A 20,829-nucleotide genomic window follows, 5' to 3' on the forward strand; every position below is an offset into this window, starting at 1 on the left:
GATGAAGGAGACACTCCATGATCAAGCGACTGGCCGTCACCACCCTGTGGGTCACAGATCAGAACGAAGCCCTCCGCTTCTATGTCGAAAAGCTCGGCTTTGAAATTCGCGCGGATGTCACCGTGGGCGACTTTCGCTGGATCAGCGTGGGCGCGCCCGATCAACCCGAGCTGGAAATCGGCCTGACTGCGCTCAAGACCGGCGGCGGTCTCAGCGACGCGGATGTGGCGGTGCTGACGCCGCTGGTGGCAGCGGGGCAGCTCGGTCACTGCGTGTGGAAGACGGATGACTGCCACACGGCCTATGCGACGCTTACGGCGAAAGGTGTGGAATTTCTGCAGCCCCCCGCCGACCGTCCGTATGGCCGGATCGAGGCGATCTTCAAAGACCCCAGCGGCAATGTCATGGTGCTCTCACAAGACAAGAGGAGCTAAACGATGAAAAAGGCAGACGGATTTACCGCCGAAGAAAAAGCGGCCATGAAGGAACGCGCCAAAGAGATGAAGGCGGAAGCTCGCGCGAATCAGGATCGGCAGGCCGGGGAAAATGACCTGCTCGCGAAGATCGCCGAGATGGAGGAACCGGATCGGGGCATGGCGACGCGCATCCACGAGATCATCAAAGCTGTCGCGCCCGAACTCATGCCGAAAACGTGGTACGGGATGCCCGCCTATGCGAAAGATGGCAAAGTGCTGTGCTTCTTCCAGACGGCGCAGAAGTTCGGCGCGCGCTACGCGACTTTTGGTTTCAACGATGTTGCGAACCTGGACGACGGGAACATGTGGCCGACCTCGTTCGCGCTGAAGGCGCTGACGGACGCCGAAGCGGCCAAGATCACGGAATTGGTCAAGCGGGCAGTGCGCTAAGGGGAAAACGACCCCACTCCCCGAATTCAGGGAGGGGAGCAAACATCCTCCGCCAAGCCAAGTTGGTTTCCGTAGGGACGCGATACAGAGGGTGTCTATCATGCTCAGAAATACCTCTACAAGCGGTGCTTTTGTAGGGACAAGGCATGCCTTGTCCTCTCTTCCCAGCTCCAAAAAATAAGGACGAGGCATGCCTCGTCCCTACGATAAAGTCCTTATTGGGCGGAGACCTTCTACATCGCGTCCGCCGTTTCCGACCCCACCCCCGTCCCCTCCCCGAATTCGGGGGGAGGGGAGCCAGCAAACTCATTCCTCCCCTCTCCCCGCTTGCGTGGGAGAGGGGTTAGGGGTGAGGGGTATATTCGCTACCGCGTGACGATGGTCACAGTCGCGCTCGGCAGACGCGGCGTGCTCGCTGTCACCGTGATCGTGCCGGGGGTGGTGTGCGCGCGGACATACATGGCGCCCTGCCCACCCACCAGCGGGAACGGATTCTCGCCCACGAGATCGCCCGCGCCTTCCAGTGTGAAGTTGATCGGCATAATGGCGTAAGGCAGACGATTGCCGTACTTGTCCGTCACCTTGAAGACCAGGCGCGTCATATCCGCGCCATCCGCATCCAACTCCGTATCATCCGCTTCCAACACCAACTGCACCGGCAGGCTGTTCGCCTCGATCCACTGTTCAGCAGCGGGTTTCCCGTCGATCAAGCCGACGAGGTGCAGGTCAAAATAGTTCTCGCCCCAATGGGTCATGTTGTGCGCCAGCCCCTTGACCACAAACGGCGCATGCGGGATGCTCGGGTAGGTCTCGCGGTCGGGCAGGAAGCGCCCATACAGCTTATCGCCGAGGTAAACTTCCAGCTCGTCGCAGTTCGAGAAGACCACCAGCGGATCGTTACCGTTAGCGGCGCGGTCGCCGGGCGTCCAGAAGGTCGCGGCGCGCACGAGCGGACGCACCTTCGGGTCAATCTGGCTTTCGTAGACGTAAGCGGCGAATTTGGGCAGGCGGAAGATATCCATCACGCCGTGATAGCACATGCGGTCGCCGGAGCCGAACTCCTTGTGCGTGTTGTAGTCGAACGCGCACCAGCCAATCGCCCCCGTGACGTTGGGCATGCCGAACTGCTTATCCTGCACGCGCAGATGCCGCAGCGCATGTTCGACCTGCCGCTCTTCGTTGTCGAACGTTTTGGTCGAGAACATGTGCCCGTTGTGCTCGGTGACGAGGTGCGGCGTGTGCGAGGGTTCGACCACGGTATTCGAGAAGTCGTTGTAGGTGAACACGTCTTCGAGGAACTGGCTGGTCAGGAAGTAGCGGATGCCGCCCGTCTGCCGCGTCGGGTCGAGCTTGTGCGCGAGGGCGTTGGTCGCCGTGTAGAGCGCTTCATCGTCCCATGATTCGTTGATGCGCACGCCCCACAGCACAATCGACGGGTGATTGCGGTCGCGCATGATCATCGCTTCCACGTCGCGCAGCACGATGCCTTTCCAGTCCTCGTCGCCGATGAACTGCCAGCCGGGAATCTCTTCCAGCACCAGCAAGCCGAGCTGATCGCACGCGTCGATGAAGTGCGGCGACTGCGGGTAGTGCGACGTACGCACGATGTTCACGCCGAGATCGTACTTGAGGATTTCGGCGTCGCGGCATTGCAAGCGCTGCGGAGCCGCCGCGCCGATGTACGGGTACATCTGGTGGCGGTTCAGGCCAATCAGCTTGATCTTGCTGCCATTCAGATAGAAGCCATCATCCTTGAAGATCGCCTCGCGGAAGCCGAAGCGTGTGGTGAACGTGTCGATCAGGCCGGAGTCGGCGGTGACTTCGATCTCCAGCGTGTACAGCTTGGGATCATCCAGCGACCAAAGGTGAATGCCGGACAGGTTGTCGAAGTGGAGCGTCGTCGTCAGCGTGCCGTCCGGCGGGACGAGCGCGGTCACTTCCTGCGTGACAGCGTTGGCGCTGCCGCGCTGCAAATAGGGATGCAGCGTCGCGCGGATGTTCACGGCGCGATCGAAGCGGTTGGCGTTGCGCAAGCGCACGTCCGCGCTCAGCTTCGGCGCGGTCAGCACGTCACTGGTGCGCGTGAAAACGTTTTCCACATGCACGTTATCGACGATGACGAGCCGCACATCGCGGTAGATGCCGCTGAAGGTCAGATAGTCGACCACGTAGCCGAACGGCGGAATATCGGCGCGTTCGCTCGAATCGAGTTCGACTTGCAGCAGGTTTTCGCCGCCGCGCAGGTGCTCGGTCAGGTCGAAGCTGAACGGCGTGTAGCCGCCCTCGTTGATGCCCACCTGCACGCCGTTGATCGAGACGGTCGCGGCGATCATCGCGGCGTCAAACTCGATGAACACGCGGCGGCCTTTGGCGGGTTCCGGCATGGTGAAGCGCTTGCGGTACGTCGAAATGAAGCCGTACTCGGACGGATCAAAGTTGCGGTGCGGTAGTTCGACCGTCGTGTGCGGCAGCGTCACGGTCTTAAAGCGGTCGTCAGGCGTGCGCGCGTCGAGCGGTTCGGGCGCGAACAGCCATTGATCGTTAAACGGGAGTATCGTTCGCATGGAAAACGCCTTTTTTATCTAAGAGAGGACCACAGAGAACAACGCCGGCCCCCCCAAAGAATTTGCCCCTCCAGAGATCACGGAGAACGCGGAGAACTGACCATCTTTTGCCTCTGCGTTCTTGCGTCCTCTGTGGTTATGTTACGCTTTGACAAACCACGCGCATGAGCGCGGCGCGATCTGCGCGGTGAGCTGATCGCCGCTGACCGTGGCGGGCGTGCCGTTGAGCACATCCGTCCACGCGCCGCCGCCGACCGTGAGCGCGACGGTCGCCGCCGCGTCGCTGGCGTTGAACGCGCAGTAGACCGTCTCGCCCTGATAGGTGCGGGCGAAGGCGTACACGCGCTGCGCATCGTCGATCACCAGCGCTTCAAAGTCGCCATAGCGCAGCGGCGCAAGATCCCGCCGCGTGTGAATCGCGTGCTTAAAGTCGCCGATCAATTCGTGGTTGAGGTTATCCCACGGCATGCAGCGTCGGCCATCTTCCGCGTAATCGCCTTCCAGACCCGTCTCGCCGCCGTAGTAGATCATCGGCGCGCCGGGATAGCTCAACTGGAAGGCCAGCACCTGCTTAACGCGGCGCACATCCCCGCCCGCCACCGTCAGAATCCGGTTACTGTCGTGCGAATCGACCTGATTCATCTGCGCTTTGAGCGCGGGCGGCGGGGTATCACGGCGCAGCACGGCGAGGCGATCATCGACTTCCGACGGCGTGAGCATATCTTCCGCGAGGAAGCCGCGCGCCGCCCACGTGAAGCGATAGTTCATGGTGGCGTTGAAGGTGTCGCCGAGCAGGTAGTGTGTCGAATCCAGCCAGAGCTCGGAGACGGTGTACGCGCCGGGGCGCGTCTGCTCCACGCGCTTGCGGAAGCGCCGCCAGAACTCGTCGCTGTTGTCGAAGGCCACATCGCAGCGCCAGCCATCGATACCTGCGCGCAGCCAGTAGGCAGTCACGCCTTCCGGCCCGCAGAAGAACTCTTCGACTTCCGGGCATTCGACAAATTCCGGCATGAAGCCGAGGCCGATCCAACCGCGGTACTTGGTCGGATGCTCTTCAAAGTCGAACCAACGGTAGTAGGGCGACTGCTTCGAGGCATACGCGCCGCCGCCGAACTTGTCGGTGATGTCAAAGTACAGGCTGTCCGACGAGCAGTGATTGAACACCGCGTCGAGCACGATTTTGAGGTCGCGCCCGTGCGCCTCGCTGAGCAGTTCGCGGAAGTCGTCCAGCGTGCCGAGCATCGGGTCGATCTTGAAGTAGTCGATGGCGTCGTAGCGGTGATTGGTGGGCGCGTCGAAGATCGGCGTGAAGTAGATCGTGTCGATGCCCAATTCAGCGATGTAGTCGAGCTTCTGGATCACGCCGCGCAGGTCGCCGCCGTAGAAATCGCGTCCGAGCGGCGGATGCTCCGGGCGGTCGCCCCACTGGTGAAAATGCGGCTCGTGACCGTACACGCCTTTCATCAGGTGATCGGTCGACGGGTCGCCGTTGGCAAAGCGATCCGGGAAAATCTGGTAGATGACCATGCCCTGCGTCCAATCGGCGGGCATGGCGAGCGGGTCATAGACCGCGATTTTGAACGGGAGCTGCGTCCATTCGCCGTAGATCGCCGTGTTGCGCCCTTCGATCTGGCGGATTTCCAGCAGGGGCGGCGTCGGCTGGGGCGCGTGGAACTGAAACATATAGGTGACAATCGTCGGCTCACTCGGCAGCTTGATCTGCGCGCGCCACGTCCCTGGCGTCTCCGTCGCATCCAGCAGCAGGTGCCATGACAGTTCCCGCCGCGTGTCCGTCAAATAGACTTCCGGCTGATATTCCGAGTCTTCGAGGATCAGATCGACGATTGCGCCGAGCGGCTGCGCCGTGGGCGGCAGATGGAACGCCCCTTCCGGACGCAGTTTACGCGCTGCCTGATAGCTCGGATTCATGCGCTCACCTCTGGACTAATCGACGCGCCGTCGGTGGCCGTCGAGACGTAGATCGCGGGCGTGCGCGACTGGCGCTTCTCATATTCCGCCGTCACGGCGCTGGCAAAGGCTTCCGCTTCGCTCAACTTGACGAGCGCGACCGCGCACCCGCCAAAGCCGCCGCCGGTCATCCGCGCGCCGTAGCACGCGGGCTGCGCCTGCGCGATCTCCACGATCACGTTGAGCGCGTTGTTGGTCACTTCGAAGTCGTCGCGCAGGCTGGCATGGCTGGCGTTCATCAGCAGGCCGAGCTGGACCGCATCACCCGCCCGCATGACGTCTGCTGCTTCCAACGTGCGCGCGTTTTCGGTCACGACGTGCTTGGCGCGGCGGTAGACCACATCTTCGAGCAGATCCTTGACCGCTTCGATCTGCGCCGGGTTAACATCACGCAGGGCGGGCACATTGAAGAACTTGGCCGCCGTCTCGCACTGTTCACGGCGCACGTTGTATTCCGAGCCGATCAGTTCGCGGCGCGTCATCGTATCCATAATCACGACGGCGGTTTCCGGCGGCAGCGGCACGGGCGTGAGCGTCAACCAACGGCAGTCGATGAGCAGCGCGTTGTCTTCCACGCCGCCCGCCGAAATCGTCTGATCCATGATGCCGGAATTGACGCCGATCCACTCGTTTTCGGTCTTCTGCCCCATCTTGGCTGCTTCAACGGGCTGCCACGCAATGCCGGAGGTGTGGCCGAAGGCGCGCGCCGCGGCCATTTCGACCGCCGCCGACGAGGACAAGCCTGCGCCGATGGGGACATCGCCCGCGATCACGCCGTCCCAGCCTTTAAGCGTCAGGCCCGCTTCCTGCATCGACCACGCCACACCCTTGATGTACTCCGCCCACTGGCTGTGGCGGCCTTTGACCATCTCCAGCACGGAGAATTCGGCGACCTCATCCATGTCGCATGAGTAGACCACCACGTACGGATCGAGGCGCGGGCGCAGCGCGATCCACACCGCGCGGTTGATCGCCATCGGCATGACAAAGCCGTCGTTATAGTCGGTGTGCTCGCCGATCAGATTGACGCGACCCGGCGCGCGCGCGACGATGGTCGGCGCTTCGCCAAAGCGGTGCTGAAATTCGGTGATAACTTGTTCACGTAAAGACATCAGAAAACTCCTTCAGTGACGAGTAATGAGTAACGAGTTACGAGAAAGAGCGACAGAATCAGTCCGGCACAAACTTGTGCTTCGACTCGTCACTCATTACTCATTACTTTTATAGTGCACTTCAGACAGCGCCCGCAGCCGATCAGCGGCTTGTTCGGGCGTCAGGTCACGCTGCGACTCCGCCAGCAGTTCGAAGCCGACCATGAATTTGCGCACCGTCGCCGAACGCAGCAGCGGCGGGTAGAAGTGCGCGTGGAGCTGCCAGTAATCAAAATTCCCGGCGGTCGTCGGCGCGCCGTGCCAGCCCATCGAATAGGGGAACGGCGTTTCGAACAGGTTGTCGTAGCGCGTGAGCAGCCGCTTGAGCGCGTCTGCCAGCCCGTCACGCTGCCCGTCGGTCAGGTCGGGCAGGCGCAGCACATGCTGCCGCGGGATCAGGATCGTCTCAAACGGCCAGATCGCCCAGTAGGGGACGAGCGCGACCCACTCATCATTCTCCACGACGACGCGCGTGCCGCGTTCGCTTTCCAGCTTCACGTAATCGACCAGCAGCACCGAACCGTTCTGCTCCGTGTAGGCGCGCTGGCTGCGATCTTCGGCGGCGGGTTCGTTGGGCAGGAAGCTGCACGCCCACACCTGACCATGCGGGTGCGGGTTGGACGCGCCCATCGCCGCGCCCTTGTTCTCGAAAATTTGTACCCACGGATACGTGCGTCCCAGGTCGGTGATCTGCTCGCCCCACATGTCGACCACGCGGCGAATCGCCGGGCGATCCATCTGCGCGAGGGTCAAATCATGGCGCGGCGAGAAGCAGATCACGCGGGAGGTGCCGCTCGCGCCGCTCGCCTTGAGCAGCGGATGCTCGGAGTCAGCTTCCGGCGTGTTTTCCAGCAGCGCCGCAAAGTCGTTGGTGAACACGAAGGTGGTCTCATACGGCGGGTTGTGTTCGCCGTTCGCGCGTTCGTTGCCGGGGCACAGGTAACATTTCGGGTCGTACGCGGGGCGGTTGTCGTCAGGCAGCCGCTCCACCTGCCCTTGCCACGGGCGCTTGGTGCGATGCGGCGAGACGAGAACCCACTCGCCCGTCAGCGGGTTCAAGCGCCGGTGCGGATGTTCGATCGGATCAAACTGCATTCGAATACCGTCCTGATGATCAACAGCAGGTTACGGCGCAAGATTGTACGCCATGTGATCCCAACGTTCAAATGATAGCGGTTTCACATCCGCCGCTGCCCCGCCGAGTGGATTACGATTCTCTAAGAAAATCGCCGGGTGGAGGCCTGAAGTCGCTACAATCGTCGTAAAGCACTTGGAGAACAAAATGCGGACGCTGAAACAGCTCTTTGACAACAACCGGACGTGGGTCAAGCAGATGACGACGGCTGACCCGGAATTTTTCGCGCGTCTCGCCGCGCAGCAAGCGCCCGATTATTTGTGGATCGGCTGTTCGGACAGCCGCGTGCCCGCCAACCAGATCATCGGCCTGCTGCCCGGCGAAGTCTTCGTGCATCGCAACATCGCCAACCAGATCATTCACACCGATCTCAACTGCCTGTCGGTCATCCAGTACGCGGTGGAAGTGCTCAAGGTCAAGCACATCATCGTGTGCGGGCATTACGGCTGCGGCGGGGTGCGCGCGGCCATGCAAAACCGCGAGTTCGGCCTGATCGACAACTGGCTGCGGCATCTCAAAGATGTGTACCAACGGCACAATGACACGCTGTGCACGATCAGTGATGACCAGCAGTGTTTTGATCGCTTCTGCGAACTCAACGTGATCGAACAGGTGCGCCATGTCTGCCATACGACCATCGTGCAGGGCGCCTGGCGGCGCGGGCAGGATCTACATGTGCACGGCTGGATTTACGGTGTGGGGGATGGCCTGCTCAAAGATTTGCACGTCACAGTGACGAGCGCCGACGAGGTCGACGCGCTGTATCGCATGGCGGTCGCCGAAGCGGCGGGGTAGAGCCACGTAGGCAGTAGGGGCGCACCTGTGTGTGCGCCCGCAAATGGGCAGCCCCTACATGGAAACTCTCGAGCACATAGCTCAGTAGATTCTTTGCAGTGGTAAAAGACAACCCCACCCCCGTCCTCAACCAAAAAGAGACGAGGGAAGCAAACCCCGCTCGCTTACGCGCGGTGGCGTGATTCATCGGCCTACCGAGCCGGAATCACGCCGATTCACTGACAAATGTACCGGATTCACAGTAAACGATTTCTCATTCTTCGGCTAAACCCCTATTCAGATCCAGACCTCTCACGGTACACTGGGGACGTGTTTTTATGTGGGGATAGGAACGAATGGACCAAGAGGCTGATCGAAAAAGCCGCCCCTTAGATCACGAGACGCTCCGGGATGTGATCGACCTCTCGTTGTGGGCGGGACAGATGCTCTTACAGCACGGCGCGGATACATCTCGCGTCGAAAGCGTTGTACACCTGATCGGCACGTCGCTCGGGGCGACGTGGCTCGACATTCTCGTTTCCCCAAATGCCCTGATCGTAACGACGATCAGCGGGGAAGAATTCCGCACCAAGGTGCGGCGCGTGGTGACGCTGGGCGTCAACCTGAGTATCGTTTGTGCGATAAATGACCTTGCCTATCGCATTAGTTGGGGCGAGGTCGACCGTGTTGGAGCGCGCGCGGAACTGCTGCGCATCAGCGCCATGCGCTCAAACTACAATCGGTGGGTGGTGGTCGGCATGGTGGGGTTAGCCTGTGCCGGACTCAGCCGCTTGTTCGGCTCCGATTTGGCCGTGTTTGCCGTGACCTTTCTGTCGGCTGGGGCGGCGATGTACGTGCGGCAGGAAATGAGCCGCCAGCATTTCAATTCGTTCATGATCGTCGTCGTGACCGCCTTCGTCGCCGGGTTAGGCGCCAGCACCGCCACGATCTTCCACCTCAGCCCCAGCCCGCAGATCGCGCTGGCGGCCTCGGTCCTGCTGCTCGTCCCCGGCGTCCACCTGATCAATTCACTGCGTGACATGATCAACGGGCACATGGTCACCGGGTTGGTGCGGGGGTTTACGGGCGCGGTGATCTCGATGTGTATCGCGCTTGGGCTGCTGCTGGCGATGCAGTTGATGGGGGTCAGCGGACTATGAACCTGTGGACTGTGCTGCAAGACTTCTTCTGGTCAGGCGTGGTCGCGGTCGGCTTTGCCGTGCTGTTCAACGTGCCGCGCAAAACCTTGATCGCGTGCTTCGTCTGCGGCGCGTGTGGCCATGCGCTGCGCACCCTGTTGATGCAGCTCGGCGTATCGATTGCCCCGGCGACGCTCGCGGGCGCGGCGACCGTCGGGCTGATGAGCGATCTGTTCGCGCGGCGGCTGGAAACGCCGTCGCTGGTCTTTGGCATTTGCGGCGCGGTGCCGATGGTGCCGGGGTCGTTCGCCTACCGCGCCATGCTCGGCGTGATCCGTCTGGCGACGACCGCGCCCGCGAGCACCGAACCGATCCTCATGGAAACGGCTGTCAACTTCGTCAACACGGGCTTGATCCTCGCGGCGCTCGCGCTCGGCATCACCATGCCGATGCTGCTGTTCCGCCGTCCAAAACCGGTGGTGTAACTTTGAATGCGGCGGCAAACCTGAAATTCATCCAGATTTGCCGCCGCCACCGTCTCGGTAATTGACTTTTCCCTCGACTTCTTCTATCTTCAGCCTACTTCTTAACCAATCAAACCTTACATTCTGTTGGGATCTAGGGGCAACCGAGCCTTAGTTTTTGCGCGTCGCTCACTGCTGCTTGCATTCCTGACCTATCTCACGTCTAAGGCTTACCGTATGAAGAACTGGTTCCTGCCCTTAGTGGCGGTAGCGCTGCTGTTTGCTGCCCTGTTGATTCCGTCGAGCGTCGTTCCAGCGCTGCAGTTGTCCACTGATACGCCGACGCCCACTTTCACGTTTACGGCGACCGATACACCTGAATATTCACCAACGCCGTCGAACACGCCGAGCAATACGCCTTCCAATACCCCAAGCAATACGCCGAGCAACACGCCGTCGAATACGCCGAGCAATACCCCTTCCAATACGCCGTCGAATACCCCAAGCAACACGCCGTCGAATACACCCAGCAACACACCTTCGAATACGAATACGCCGAGCAATACCCCTTCCAATACGCCGTCGAATACCCCAAGCAACACGCCATCCAACACGCCGAGCGCAACAGCGACGTTCACAGCCTCGCCTGCTCCTACGTCCATCCCGCCGCAGCCGACCGCGCTCCCGACGAGCACGGCGCTTCCGGTGAACAACGTGGGGTGCGCCGACCTCGACCTCGCCACGGGTGGAGCGCTTCTGTGCAGCGCGGAGGCTGAAAACGCGCAGTTCGATGTGCTCATTGTGAATGGCATGCTGACCGATCCCACGGTGCAGCTCGGTTCGCTGGCGCGCTTGATCCGCTTTATCCAGAGTGCGGTTTGGCTGTCTGCCACGCTGCGCGATGGCACTCAGACGACTCAGCTCGACGAACCCGTGCGCGTGTGCCTGCGCGGGACGGGCATTCTGGTGCAGTTGAGCACGGTGACCACCCCGCGCTGGCCGCGTCTGCTGACGACGCTGCCCGACAGCCCCGCGGGGTACGTGTGCGCGCTCACCCCGGAAGGCGGATTGATCGCGTTGATTGCGCCGCGTCGGCTGCGCTAATCGGCGGCGCTGTGGTGCCACAAACAAAAACGGGGCGCTCCAATCATTGGAGCGCCCCGTTTTGCTGTATCGCGCAAGCTGAAGCGACGTTACTGTCCGCTCAGCAGTGGTTGAATGTCTGAGCCGACCACGACCATCACGTCGGCTGAGGTCAGGCCATCGGACGACACCTGAATGCGATCTTCGGGCAGGCCGAGGAGCTGTGCCAGATAGCGCGCGGTGTACGGGTTACCCGTGTAGTCGCGGATGACGGTCACGGCGCTGTCATCCGGTTCCGGCATGTTGCCCACCGCGCTGATCGTCACGCTGCGGCTGGTCAGCCAATCGCGCGTTTGCGTGGCCAGCCCCTGCGTCGTCGTGTTGTTGTACACGACGATGTTGGCGGCTTCAGCGTTCGCCCGGTCGCGCAAATCGGACGTATTGAGCGTCTGGTTTTCGCCAAACACTTCCTGCAGCAGCCCGCGGAACGCGGAGTAGTTGAGGATGAGCACCTGATCGCCGTTGGGGTTGGTCTGCGGCGTGGTGTAGAACTGGTTGATCACCGCGGAGCGAATATTCTCCCGCGGGATGTCCTGCGCCAGCGACGCCAGCGCGAACAGTTCTTCCTGCGACAGGTTGGTGACGTAGCTGTCAGAGAGTTCCGTCCACAGTTCCGGCACATGCACGATCAGGTTGGCGATGCCGCCCGCGCTCATCACCGTGTCGCGCAGCGATTTGATCACTTCCTGCTGGCGCGCGGCGCGGTCAAAGTCGGAGTTCTGCGTGTGGCGCGTACGCGCATACTGGAGCAAGCGCGTCGCGTCGAGCGTCTGGCAGCCCGCCGGGAAGGTCACGTGAATGAAACCATAGCCCGCGTCGGGATACGTCGGGTCATCGATGGCCTGCGTCGGGCACACTTCGACACCGCTCGGCGCGACGAGATCGACCACGGTCGTGAACACATCAAAATTGACGCGGATGTACTTGTCCACGTCGATGCCGAGGTTTTCGGTGACGGTGCGCGCCGCCAGCGCTGGACCGCCGCCGGGGTAGCCGTCACGGTCGCCGATATCGTTGGCTGTGTTGATGCGGCTCGGCTGATAGCCGGGGATTTGGACCCAAAGGTCACGCGGAATGGAGAGCATGCCGACGGTTTTGCGCACCGGGTCAACGCTCACGATCATCATTGTATCGGTGCGGAACGTCCCGGTTTCGCCGCGCCGCTGGTCGATGCCCATCAACAGAATGTTGAAACGCCGGGGATCATTCCATTCATACTCGGCCAGCACATCGACCGTGGCCGTGGGTGCGATGCTCGTGGGCGCCAGGGTCGCGCCGGGGCGCGGGGTGACGGTTGGCAGCGAGTAGGGCGTTGCCGTGGGCGGCAGCGGCGTCGGCTGCGCGCGCAGGAAATCGGTGAATGACACCAGTTCGATGCCACTCTCGCCAAGGTCGATGGCGGCCTGCCGCGCCGCTAAATAGGAAACGCCGGAGCAGAGCGCCGTGCCAATGACGAACACGATCACGCCGACGATGAATAACCAACTGGGAATACGCATAGCGAACACCTATGACAACTGCTTGTGCGTCGCCATTATAGCCGACGATCAGCGCGGCTTGAATGACGCTTTCCCTACGGGCAGAAACTGCAAGCGCTGTAACGTGAAAAGGCTTGAACCACAGAGAACACAGAGGAGCAGCGCAAAAAGAGCGTGAACCGCAGAGAGCGCGAAGAGCGCAGAGGAAGCGACGAGGTACACCATCCAGTCGAGGCTGGTAGGAGCGCACCTACCTGTGCGCTCGAAATTGGGCAGACACACGTCTGCCCCTACACACCGCCTTTCGGCGCTTGCTCTGCGATGGCGAAAGATGATCGCACGCTTAGAAAATCGCACTTTCTCCGGGTTCTCGGCGCTCTAGGTGGTTAGGTTTCTGCATCTGATTCCGTCTATACTCTGTAACCCCTTAGACAACCAAGAGGTGAAAACATGGCCAAGGAAATCGCGACGCTGGGCGGCGGGTGTTTTTGGTGCACGGAAGCGGTCTACGACGACTTGAACGGCGTGACCGATGTGGTCTCCGGCTATTCGGGCGGTTGGGTCAAGAACCCATCGTATGAGCAGGTGTGCGATAAGACGACCGGGCATGCCGAAGTCGTGCAGGTGACCTTCGACAACAGCGTGATCAGCTTCAAGGACATCCTCAAGGTGTTCTTCACGGTGCATGATCCCACGACCCTAAATCGTCAGGGCAATGATGTCGGCCCGCAGTACCGCTCGGCGATCTTTTACCATTCGCCGGAGCAGCAGGCGACCGCCGCGCAGGTGATCGCCGAGGTCAACGCAGAGCGGCTGTGGCCGAGTCCGATTGTGACCGAAGTCACCGAATTCAAGGAGTTCTTCCCCGCCGAGGCGTATCATCAGGAGTTTTTCGCGCGTAACCCGTATCAGGGCTACTGCCGCGTCGTGGTCGCGCCGAAGGTGGCGAAGTTCCGCAAGCAGTTCATGGCGCAGTTGAAGAAGTAAGACAGCCTCGTCCCGAACCCTCTCCCCCATGCAAGCGGGGAGAGGGGAGAAACGGCGAGTCTTCTGTCTCCCATCCCTGAATTCGGAGGCGGGGGGTCGGGGGTGGGGTAAGCAGCAGCGAACGCGCAGAAGCGCGTTCCTATCGCCCTTCGGTTGCCTCTTTTTGAGGCGAGCTTACTCGATGTACACGCGGACGTTTTCCAGCGTGTACACCGGGATGAACGGGAACAGCACGGGCACGCTCGTGATGTACTGCTGGTACTCCGGCAGGTGTCCGTAGCGCTGCGCCTGACCTTTTTCCAACCGCTTGGTCGAGCCCATCATGATCAAGGTGATGCACGCGAGACCGATCAGGCTGATGACCCACTGCAAAATACCGTTATAGATCGCTAAGCCGATCACCCAACTGCCGAGCCACACCATGATCTCGCCGAGGTAGTTGGGGCAGCGCACGAGGCGATACAACCCGACATTGCAAAACTTCCCCGGTGACTGGAGCTTGAACGCCGACTTCTGCTGATCCGCAACCGATTCGATGACCAGCCCGCCGTACAACACGATCACGCCGAGCCACGCGATCACCGCGCTCAGCCCGGTCGGCTGAGCCGGAGCGGTCAGCATGAATAATGACGGTGAGAACATCGCCACATACAGCACCGAGACGCTGACCCAGATGAAGCACTTCACCATGAGCGGCAGTGACTGCGCTCTGGCGACCTGATCGTTGACGCTGGTCGGCATCTTGGCGGTCGCTTCGCGGCGCACAAGATAAATGCCGAGGCGCAGGCTCCACAGGAGCAGCGCGATATTTTGCAGCCCGGCGATCAGCGTGAGTTGGTTGCGATACACGAGCACGGTAACGATCACCATGCCGGTGATGGCGAAGGCGTAACCGACGCTGATGAACCACACGGTTTTGCGTAAACCAACACTGGCAATCACCAGTGAAAGCACAATGAGCGCGAGAATGAGAGGGGAGATCGGCGAGAAGAGCTGTTCCAAAACACAAAGTCCTTTATAGTGACGACGATGAAGGCTACCGTTTAGTATAGTGACAACGGCGGCTGGATTGCGTAAACGTAAGGTTGCCGCCGCTGTCGCGCACCGCGCACCCTAGTCGATGGCGACGCGCACTTTTTCCAGTGTGTAGACCGGAATGAACGGGAACAGCACCGGGACACGGCGGGTGTAAGCCTGATATTCGGCTAGGTGACCGTAGCGGGCGTTCTGACCTTTTTCCAACCGCTTGGTCGACCCCATCATGATCATGACGAGCAGAACCAAGCCGACCGTGCTCAGCGCCCACTGGATGATCCCCGAATAGATCGATGCGCCGACCACCCACAGACCGATCCACACCATGATTTCGCCGAGATAGTTGGGGCAGCGCACCAGACGATATAAGCCGACATTGCAGAACTGCCCCGGCGACTTCAGCTTGAAAGCGGATTTCAGCTCGTCGGCGACCCATTCCATGAGCAGACCGCCCACCTGAATGGCGATGCCGATCCACGCGACGACGAGGGCGAAGCCCGTGGGCTGCGCGGGCGCAGTCAGCGTGAAGAGCGACGGCGAGAACATCGCCACGTAGAGCAGCGACGAGCTGATCCAAATAGCCGCCTTCACGAAGATCGGCAGCTTGTTAATGCGCGCATTTTGTTCGGCGACCTGTGCCTGATACGCGGTCTGCCCTTCGCGGCGGATGACGAAGAACCCGAGGCGCAAACTCCACACCAGCAGCACCGCATTTTGCAGCAGCGTGACCAGCGTGAGCTGTTCGCGGAAAATGAGGACGACAGCCCCGATCATCGCTGTGATCGAAAAGACATAGCCAATGCTGATAAACCAGACGGTTTTGCGAAAGCCGATGCTCGAAATCGCCAGCGCGAGCAGGAACAAGACGACGATAACCGGGGAGATGGGGGCGAAAAGCTGCTCTAGCACGTCAAATCCTTTGCCTGTCTAATAATTAGGCATTCTACCTATCTTTGTCTAGAAAGGTAGAAGTCCTATGCAAATTCTCATAAATCGTTGCGGCGCGGTAGAACGCGGTACAATTAAGCGAAACACAGGTTGCCGAGAGATGAACAGGTATGGAACTCACCGCGAATAAGTTCAACGAGCAGGCCGTCATTGCGCTGGAAGATATCACCCTGCAAACCGCGCTCGACCGCGGGACGGGCAACGCCGACGGCCGCCGCCGCGCCGTGATGAGCGAACTAGACCACGCCCAATTGCTGCGCCAGCAGGGGCGCGGGTCGCGGCTGCGCGCGCTGCATGATTTACCTGAACTGCTGGAACAGCTCGAACAGAACGTAACGGCGAAAGGCGGGCATGTGCTTTGGGCAGCCGATGGGCCGGAAGCGAACCAGCACATTCTGGAGATCTGCCAGCGGCACAACCTCAAGCGCGGTGTGAAGAGCAAGAGCATGGCAACCGAAGAGATCAACCTGCTGCCGTTCCTCACTGAACACAACATCGAGATGATCGAGACCGACCTCGGCGAATACATCGTGCAGATCGCGGAAGATCACCCGAGCCACATCATCATGCCTGTGATGCACAAGACCAAAGAGCAGATCCGCGACCTGTTCATGGAAAAGCTTGATATGCCGCATACTGACGAAGCCGCGGCGATGACGGCCTTCATCCGCCAGCACCTGCGCCATAAGTACATCGAAGCGGATTTTGGCATGAGCGGCGGCAACTTCATGATCGCGGAGACGGGCACGGTCGTGATCGTCACGAATGAAGGCAACGGTCGCCTCTCGACGGGCGTCCCCAAAGTGCATATCGCGGTCGTGGGCATTGAGAAAGTGCTGCCCACGTGGGAAGACTTCGGTACATTGATTCAGCTTTTGCCGCGCAGCGCGACCGGGCAGCGGCTGAGCGTGTACGTCAACGGCTTCAACGGGCCAGCGCCCGAAGCGGAGAACGACGGGCCGGAACACTTCTACCTGATTCTGCTCGATAACGGGCGCAGCAATATCTATGCCAGCGAATACACGGAAGCGCTCGCCTGCATTCGCTGCGGCGCGTGCCTCAACGCCTGCCCGGTCTACCAGAATGTGGGTGGTCACAGCTACGGGTGGGTGTATCCGGGACCCATTGGTGCAATCGTCACGCCGCTGCTCAAGGGCATCGAGAACGCGTCACCGCTGCCCTTTGCCAGCAGCTTATGCGGCGCGTGTAAGCAGGCCTGCCCGGTCGATATCAACATCCCGGATATGCTGCTCATGCTGCGGCGTGACCTCGAACACGTGCAGGATCCGCTGTGGAAGATCGCCATGAAGGCGTATGGCTTCGGCTTCAGCAAGCCGAGCCTGTTTGAGTTGGGCGGTAAGATCGCGAACTTCGGGAGCCGCTTCGTCGATCCGAACAGCGCGCCGCTGCCGTATCCGCTCAGCGGGTGGACGCAAAACCGCGAGTTTCCACCCTTCGCCGAGCAGTCGTTCCACGACTGGTGGCGGGAGCATCGTCAGAACAAAAGCTAAATTGGAGTTGGTTACATGTGAAAACATGTCAATTGGTTTGAGCGTTTGGAGAAGGGCGGGCGCGGGAGAGAGGTCGCGTCCGCCCGGACAACAAGGTGAAACTAGTTCCACGTAATGTCGATGACGGTTTGATCGCCACCGCCGTCATCAAGACGCGGGGACTGCGGATTGTAGAACACTTTGAAATGCGTGCCGGCGGGTAGCCAGCGCTTCGCCATCCCGTAGGCGAGACCCCACGTCATATCATCAGGATACAGGTGCGTGTGAATCGTGCGATAGTGCGTGTCGCTGATCTTCTCAGTGACCACGCCGCCGATATTCCCATGGCGGTGCTGGAGGTGATACAGATCATTCCAGCCCATCAAAATGACGGACAGCGGAACCTTTTCCAGTTCCGGCGGCACCAACATTTGATGCGTGACCGCCATGCCAATGGCGACGAGATTCCCCATACCGCCGTCACCGCTGCCAATTTCACGCAGGATGCTGATGAAATCGTGGGCGGAATACCACTGGTCCGGCACAATGGTGTTGAGGTTGTACTTGTCCAGATACGGCTGAATATCCTCGCGCTGGATGTTTTCAACAATGGAGCTCATCGCTGCACCGACTACTTGCGTTTCGGGATCAATCGGCGGACGCATAGTTCTAACCTCTCGCATTGGGATAGCATTGAGCTATCAAGTTATATCAGTATTCATCTTATTTTTACGCCAATTGTCAAGCTAGATCGTTGAGATTTGTATGTTTCTGTGAAGATGTCTTGGGTGCAGGATGAGCAGGGGAAATTCTGAAGCTAGTCCAACCAGCGCTTGAAAGCAGCCTCTAGATCGTCACGCACGCGGATGAATGACGCCAGAATCTTAGCGTCGTCACCCTCGACCGCCGCCGGATCAGGGAAGCTCCAGTGAATCCGCTCGGGTTTACCGGGGAACACCGGGCAGGTTTCCGCGGCGTTGTCGCAGACCGTGATCACATAGTCGAACGGTTCGCTCAGGTATTCGTTGAGATGTTTGGAGCGGTGGCCGCGGATGTCGAGGCCGCGCGCCTGCATCGCACGGATCGCGTACGGGTTGACGACTGAGGGTTTGGATCCGGCGCTGAAAACCTCCATGCGCTCACCGGCGAGATGGCGGAGGAGACCCTCCGCCATCTGGGAACGCGCGGAATTAGCGGTGCAGAGAATCAAGACGCGCGTCTGGGTCATCGACTAAGCGCTCGGCTTCTTCGCGGTGATGCGCGCGCTGTAGATGCGCGGCATGCCCGGCTGAATTTGAATGATGCCTTCCGCATCGGACTTATCGACGAGCGTGATATCCGTGAAACCCGCTTCGGCCATCATGCCCGTGTACAGTTTCGCATCAATCGCCCCCGTCACGCATTCCGCCCACTGCGCCGCATCCGCGCGCAGCTCTTCACTAAAATCGCCTTCGGTGACGATGTCGCTGATCGAGATGCGCCCGCCCGGCTTGAGCACGCGCACCGCTTCACGGAAGACGGCGGCTTTGTCCGGCGACAGGTTGATCACGCAGTTGGACATGATTACGTCGACCGTATTGCTCTCCACGGGCAGCGCTTCGATCTGCCCCTGCCGGAATTCGACGTTGGCCGCGCCCATCTTCGCCTTATTCGCATTGGCTTTGGCGAGCATGGCGGGCGTCATGTCCACGCCGATAACGTGTCCGGTCGGGCCGACCTGCCGGGACGACAGAAAGCAGTCGATCCCCGCGCCGCTGCCGAGATCGAGCACGGTTTCGCCCGCTTGCAGCCCGGCAATCGTCACCGGATCACCGCAGCCGAGCGACAAATTGACCGCATCGGCGGGCAGGCCTTCCAGCAGTTCGACGTTATACAGGCGCGGCTCGCAGCAGTTGGAGTCGCCGCAGCACGAGGTCTGCGTGCCGTTGGCAATCGCGCCGTACCGTTCCTTAACGACGTCGTGAATCGGGGTAGTCATTGTTCTTGATCCTCTCTGATTGTCCAGATAATGCAGGTTCAAGGTTGAACCCCGCTTCCCTCTGACTCTACCCGGTTGGGACGGCGTGTCTGCTGTCTCCCCTCCTTGAATTCGGGGAGGGGCTGGGGGTGGGGTCGGAATTCCGCAGAATTGGTAAACCAGCATCGTCCGGGCGAAAAATTCACCGTACATCCTGATAGACGGAGTGACCGTCCAAAAGGATGCAAACTGCTTCAGCAGGCTGCATCCGCACAGCACTGACAGCGCGGATAGTAGTCGATCACCTTGCCCTGCCGATCAAACTGGAAGTGACAGCAGGCCAACAGCAGTTCGCGCAGCATCTTCTTGCCGCGCTGCACGCGGGATTTGGCGGCGGGCAGCGAAATCCCCAGCCGCTCCGCCATGTGCTGCTGCGTCAGGCCGTGGTACTCGGTGAGCAGGATCGCTTCACGGTAGTCCACCGGCAGCAGTTCGATCATGTGCATGACGCTCTGACTCAGCCGCGCGACGATCTCCTCGCGGTCGTCATCGTCGTCGGCCTCGGGAATCGGGATCAGGTCGCTGATCTCCGTCTGCGGCTTTTCCGCGCGGTAGTAGTCGTTGATCACGTTGCGCGCAATCTGATAGACCCACGATTCCATGCGGGCGGGGTCGCGCAGTGCAGCGACTTGCGTATGCACTTTCAGATACACCTCTTGCAGCAGATCATCCGCGGTCGGCACATCCGGCACGCGGCGACGAATGAACTGCAGCAGCGTCGGGTTGAGCGTATTCCACACGGTTTCGACCACTTCATCCATGACATCACCTTCAAATTAACAGGGCGTCGGGCAGTCGCGCAGCGTCGGCGCGGCGGGAGTGCGCGGCTTTTCCCATTGTAGACGGAACGGCAGTCTGAAGTGTAGCGCCAGTCGGCGGGTGGTTTGGACGCTGCGCGCCAGCCGCTGGTGTTCCGCTTCGCGCAGCAGTTCCGCCTGACGAATGTTGGCCGTATACAGGTCAATCTGCATGGTAAATGTCCTTGTTCATCGAACATGCATAGATATAGACGGCTGAGGAGCGCAAAAGGATGCAAATTGGTCACATAGGAAACGTATGAGAGACGGCTTCTATAACATTTCAAATGACATTAAAATGGAGGAAAAGTCAGGAGCGAGATCATGCCCGAAGAGATTCACGAACGGTTGACAGCGGACACCCCGCGCGATCAACGCAATCTGTTTTTGTGGGGCTGGCTGGCACTCGTGGTGCTCTACAACCTGTTTGTGATCATCAGCCTGCTCGGGCGCGGCGGCGACCCCAACCTCGGCTATGTGACGCCCGACCTACCCACCTCGAACGCCGGCATCGTCATCGGCGTGATCGGGCGCGGGGCGATCATCCTGTTTTCCCTGCTGCTGGCCTTCGGCTATAAGCTCGGCTGGTACGGGCTGATCGGCGCGTATGTGGTCGCGCTGGTGGGCAGCCTCGCGGCAGGCTGGAACATCGGCGCGCTGCTGGAAACCGGGCTGGTCTTGTTCGTGGTGTGGCTGCTCATTCGCGGCGCGTGGCAGCGGCTGAAGTGAAGCCCAAGCCCATAGCATTTAGCGATTAGCCATTAGCCAGCGCCCGGTCACTCACGTTATACTATGCTCAGATGTTGACCTGTTTGCTCTCAAGGTTGCGTCTTTCGCTAAAAGCTAATGGCTAATCGCTTAAAGGCTGATCTC

21 protein-coding genes are annotated in these 20,829 nt (G+C 60.4%); 9 read left to right on the forward strand and 12 right to left on the reverse strand.

The window, feature by feature from the left end; translation table 11 throughout:
- The first annotated feature begins 17 nt into the window (after positions 1–17).
- Together IPK17_RS05875 and IPK17_RS05880 are read left to right on the forward strand one after the other, a co-directional pair.
- Entirely contained in the window at positions 18–434 is a 417-nt protein-coding gene (locus IPK17_RS05875; protein ID WP_343416747.1) for a VOC family protein, read from the forward strand.
- A gap of 3 nt (positions 435–437) precedes the next feature.
- A complete protein-coding gene (locus IPK17_RS05880; RefSeq protein ID WP_343416748.1) occupies positions 438–866 on the forward strand; it encodes an iron chaperone in 429 nt (142 codons plus the stop codon).
- A gap of 365 nt (positions 867–1,231) precedes the next feature.
- On the opposite strand, the gene IPK17_RS05885 is transcribed toward IPK17_RS05880, so the two are convergent.
- The 4 genes from IPK17_RS05885 to IPK17_RS05900 form a co-directional block, all read right to left on the reverse strand.
- Positions 1,232–3,430, reverse strand: coding sequence for a glycoside hydrolase family 2 TIM barrel-domain containing protein (locus IPK17_RS05885; RefSeq protein WP_343416749.1), 2,199 nt, complete (start codon positions 3,428–3,430; stop codon positions 1,232–1,234).
- 141 nt (positions 3,431–3,571) lie between these two features.
- Positions 3,572–5,359 carry a glycoside hydrolase family 13 protein gene (locus tag IPK17_RS05890; RefSeq protein ID WP_343416750.1) on the reverse strand — a complete coding sequence of 596 codons (1,788 nt, stop codon included), beginning with the start codon at positions 5,357–5,359 and terminating at the stop codon, positions 3,572–3,574.
- Positions 5,356–6,510 carry a galactokinase gene (galK, locus tag IPK17_RS05895; RefSeq protein WP_343416751.1) on the reverse strand — a complete coding sequence of 385 codons (1,155 nt, stop codon included), beginning with the start codon at positions 6,508–6,510 and terminating at the stop codon, positions 5,356–5,358. Before galK ends, IPK17_RS05890 begins: the two co-directional genes overlap by 4 nt.
- Positions 6,511–6,606: 96 nt before the next feature.
- Positions 6,607–7,644, reverse strand: a complete 1,038-nt coding sequence (locus IPK17_RS05900; protein WP_343416752.1) for a UDP-glucose--hexose-1-phosphate uridylyltransferase — start codon at positions 7,642–7,644, stop codon at positions 6,607–6,609.
- 187 nt (positions 7,645–7,831) lie between these two features.
- Here IPK17_RS05900 and can point away from each other — a divergent pair, with 187 nt between their 5' ends.
- The 4 genes from can (at position 7,832) to IPK17_RS05920 (ending at position 11,165) form a co-directional block, all read left to right on the forward strand.
- Positions 7,832–8,479 (forward strand): carbonate dehydratase, encoded by a 648-nt coding sequence (gene can / locus IPK17_RS05905; protein WP_343416753.1) that lies wholly within the window; start codon positions 7,832–7,834, stop codon positions 8,477–8,479.
- A 335-nt stretch (positions 8,480–8,814) separates the two neighbouring features.
- Positions 8,815–9,618 carry a threonine/serine exporter family protein gene (locus IPK17_RS05910; protein ID WP_343416754.1) on the forward strand — a complete coding sequence of 268 codons (804 nt, stop codon included), beginning with the start codon at positions 8,815–8,817 and terminating at the stop codon, positions 9,616–9,618.
- A complete protein-coding gene (locus tag IPK17_RS05915; protein ID WP_343416755.1) occupies positions 9,615–10,082 on the forward strand; it encodes a threonine/serine exporter family protein in 468 nt (155 codons plus the stop codon). The genes IPK17_RS05910 and IPK17_RS05915 overlap by 4 nt, the downstream gene beginning before the upstream one ends.
- A 216-nt stretch (positions 10,083–10,298) precedes the next feature.
- Entirely contained in the window at positions 10,299–11,165 is an 867-nt protein-coding gene (locus tag IPK17_RS05920; RefSeq protein WP_343416756.1) for a hypothetical protein, read from the forward strand.
- Between the two features lie 89 nt (positions 11,166–11,254).
- On the opposite strand, the gene IPK17_RS05925 is transcribed toward IPK17_RS05920, so the two are convergent.
- The gene (locus IPK17_RS05925) at positions 11,255–12,703 is read right to left on the reverse strand and encodes an LCP family protein (RefSeq protein WP_343416757.1); all 1,449 of its coding nucleotides are present in this window, start codon (positions 12,701–12,703) and stop codon (positions 11,255–11,257) included.
- A 429-nt stretch (positions 12,704–13,132) separates the two neighbouring features.
- Here IPK17_RS05925 and msrA point away from each other — a divergent pair, with 429 nt between their 5' ends.
- A complete protein-coding gene (gene msrA, locus IPK17_RS05930) occupies positions 13,133–13,669 on the forward strand; it encodes a peptide-methionine (S)-S-oxide reductase MsrA (protein ID WP_343416758.1) in 537 nt (178 codons plus the stop codon).
- A gap of 174 nt (positions 13,670–13,843) precedes the next feature.
- Here the strand turns inward: msrA and IPK17_RS05935 are convergent, their stop codons facing one another.
- Together IPK17_RS05935 and IPK17_RS05940 are read right to left on the reverse strand one after the other, a co-directional pair.
- Entirely contained in the window at positions 13,844–14,671 is an 828-nt protein-coding gene (locus IPK17_RS05935; RefSeq protein ID WP_343416759.1) for a DUF1295 domain-containing protein, read from the reverse strand.
- Between the two features lie 111 nt (positions 14,672–14,782).
- Positions 14,783–15,613 (reverse strand): DUF1295 domain-containing protein, encoded by an 831-nt coding sequence (locus IPK17_RS05940; protein ID WP_343416760.1) that lies wholly within the window; start codon positions 15,611–15,613, stop codon positions 14,783–14,785.
- Between the two features lie 149 nt (positions 15,614–15,762).
- On the opposite strand from IPK17_RS05940, the gene IPK17_RS05945 reads away from it, so the two are divergent.
- Positions 15,763–17,163 carry a LutB/LldF family L-lactate oxidation iron-sulfur protein gene (locus IPK17_RS05945; RefSeq protein ID WP_343416761.1) on the forward strand — a complete coding sequence of 467 codons (1,401 nt, stop codon included), beginning with the start codon at positions 15,763–15,765 and terminating at the stop codon, positions 17,161–17,163.
- A 101-nt stretch (positions 17,164–17,264) separates the two neighbouring features.
- Here the strand turns inward: IPK17_RS05945 and IPK17_RS05950 are convergent, their stop codons facing one another.
- The 5 genes from IPK17_RS05950 to IPK17_RS05970 form a co-directional block, all read right to left on the reverse strand.
- Positions 17,265–17,807: a hypothetical protein gene (locus tag IPK17_RS05950; protein ID WP_343416762.1), complete on the reverse strand. Its 543-nt coding sequence runs from the start codon at positions 17,805–17,807 to the stop codon at positions 17,265–17,267.
- Between the two features lie 152 nt (positions 17,808–17,959).
- On the reverse strand, positions 17,960–18,370 hold the full coding sequence (locus tag IPK17_RS05955) for an arsenate reductase ArsC (protein ID WP_343416763.1): 411 nt from the start codon (positions 18,368–18,370) through the stop codon (positions 17,960–17,962).
- Positions 18,371–18,373: 3 nt separating this feature from the next.
- Positions 18,374–19,120: an arsenite methyltransferase gene (gene arsM, locus IPK17_RS05960; RefSeq protein ID WP_343416764.1), complete on the reverse strand. Its 747-nt coding sequence runs from the start codon at positions 19,118–19,120 to the stop codon at positions 18,374–18,376.
- A 233-nt stretch (positions 19,121–19,353) separates the two neighbouring features.
- Positions 19,354–19,920: an RNA polymerase sigma factor SigZ gene (gene sigZ, locus IPK17_RS05965; RefSeq protein WP_343416765.1), complete on the reverse strand. Its 567-nt coding sequence runs from the start codon at positions 19,918–19,920 to the stop codon at positions 19,354–19,356.
- A 15-nt stretch (positions 19,921–19,935) separates the two neighbouring features.
- The gene (locus IPK17_RS05970; RefSeq protein WP_343416766.1) at positions 19,936–20,130 is read right to left on the reverse strand and encodes a hypothetical protein; all 195 of its coding nucleotides are present in this window, start codon (positions 20,128–20,130) and stop codon (positions 19,936–19,938) included.
- 150 nt (positions 20,131–20,280) lie between these two features.
- Between IPK17_RS05970 and IPK17_RS05975 the strand changes: the two genes are divergently transcribed.
- The gene (locus tag IPK17_RS05975) at positions 20,281–20,685 is read left to right on the forward strand and encodes a hypothetical protein (protein WP_343416767.1); all 405 of its coding nucleotides are present in this window, start codon (positions 20,281–20,283) and stop codon (positions 20,683–20,685) included.
- The last annotated feature ends 144 nt before the right edge of the window (positions 20,686–20,829 follow it).

The organism is Candidatus Flexifilum breve (assembly GCF_016713355.1).

Coding starts and splice junctions, on each gene's coding strand:
- IPK17_RS05875 (WP_343416747.1), top strand. CDS start 18: ATGATCAAGCGACTGGCCGTCACCACCCTGTGGGTCACAGATCAGAAC.
- IPK17_RS05880 (WP_343416748.1), top strand. CDS start 438: ATGAAAAAGGCAGACGGATTTACCGCCGAAGAAAAAGCGGCCATGAAG.
- IPK17_RS05885 (WP_343416749.1), bottom strand. CDS start 3,430: ATGCGAACGATACTCCCGTTTAACGATCAATGGCTGTTCGCGCCCGAA.
- IPK17_RS05890 (WP_343416750.1), bottom strand. CDS start 5,359: ATGAATCCGAGCTATCAGGCAGCGCGTAAACTGCGTCCGGAAGGGGCG.
- galK (WP_343416751.1), bottom strand. CDS start 6,510: ATGTCTTTACGTGAACAAGTTATCACCGAATTTCAGCACCGCTTTGGC.
- IPK17_RS05900 (WP_343416752.1), bottom strand. CDS start 7,644: ATGCAGTTTGATCCGATCGAACATCCGCACCGGCGCTTGAACCCGCTG.
- can (WP_343416753.1), top strand. CDS start 7,832: ATGCGGACGCTGAAACAGCTCTTTGACAACAACCGGACGTGGGTCAAG.
- IPK17_RS05910 (WP_343416754.1), top strand. CDS start 8,815: ATGGACCAAGAGGCTGATCGAAAAAGCCGCCCCTTAGATCACGAGACG.
- IPK17_RS05915 (WP_343416755.1), top strand. CDS start 9,615: ATGAACCTGTGGACTGTGCTGCAAGACTTCTTCTGGTCAGGCGTGGTC.
- IPK17_RS05920 (WP_343416756.1), top strand. CDS start 10,299: ATGAAGAACTGGTTCCTGCCCTTAGTGGCGGTAGCGCTGCTGTTTGCT.
- IPK17_RS05925 (WP_343416757.1), bottom strand. CDS start 12,703: ATGCGTATTCCCAGTTGGTTATTCATCGTCGGCGTGATCGTGTTCGTC.
- msrA (WP_343416758.1), top strand. CDS start 13,133: ATGGCCAAGGAAATCGCGACGCTGGGCGGCGGGTGTTTTTGGTGCACG.
- IPK17_RS05945 (WP_343416761.1), top strand. CDS start 15,763: ATGGAACTCACCGCGAATAAGTTCAACGAGCAGGCCGTCATTGCGCTG.
- IPK17_RS05950 (WP_343416762.1), bottom strand. CDS start 17,807: ATGCGTCCGCCGATTGATCCCGAAACGCAAGTAGTCGGTGCAGCGATG.
- IPK17_RS05955 (WP_343416763.1), bottom strand. CDS start 18,370: ATGACCCAGACGCGCGTCTTGATTCTCTGCACCGCTAATTCCGCGCGT.
- arsM (WP_343416764.1), bottom strand. CDS start 19,120: ATGACTACCCCGATTCACGACGTCGTTAAGGAACGGTACGGCGCGATT.
- sigZ (WP_343416765.1), bottom strand. CDS start 19,920: ATGGATGAAGTGGTCGAAACCGTGTGGAATACGCTCAACCCGACGCTG.
- IPK17_RS05970 (WP_343416766.1), bottom strand. CDS start 20,130: ATGCAGATTGACCTGTATACGGCCAACATTCGTCAGGCGGAACTGCTG.
- IPK17_RS05975 (WP_343416767.1), top strand. CDS start 20,281: ATGCCCGAAGAGATTCACGAACGGTTGACAGCGGACACCCCGCGCGAT.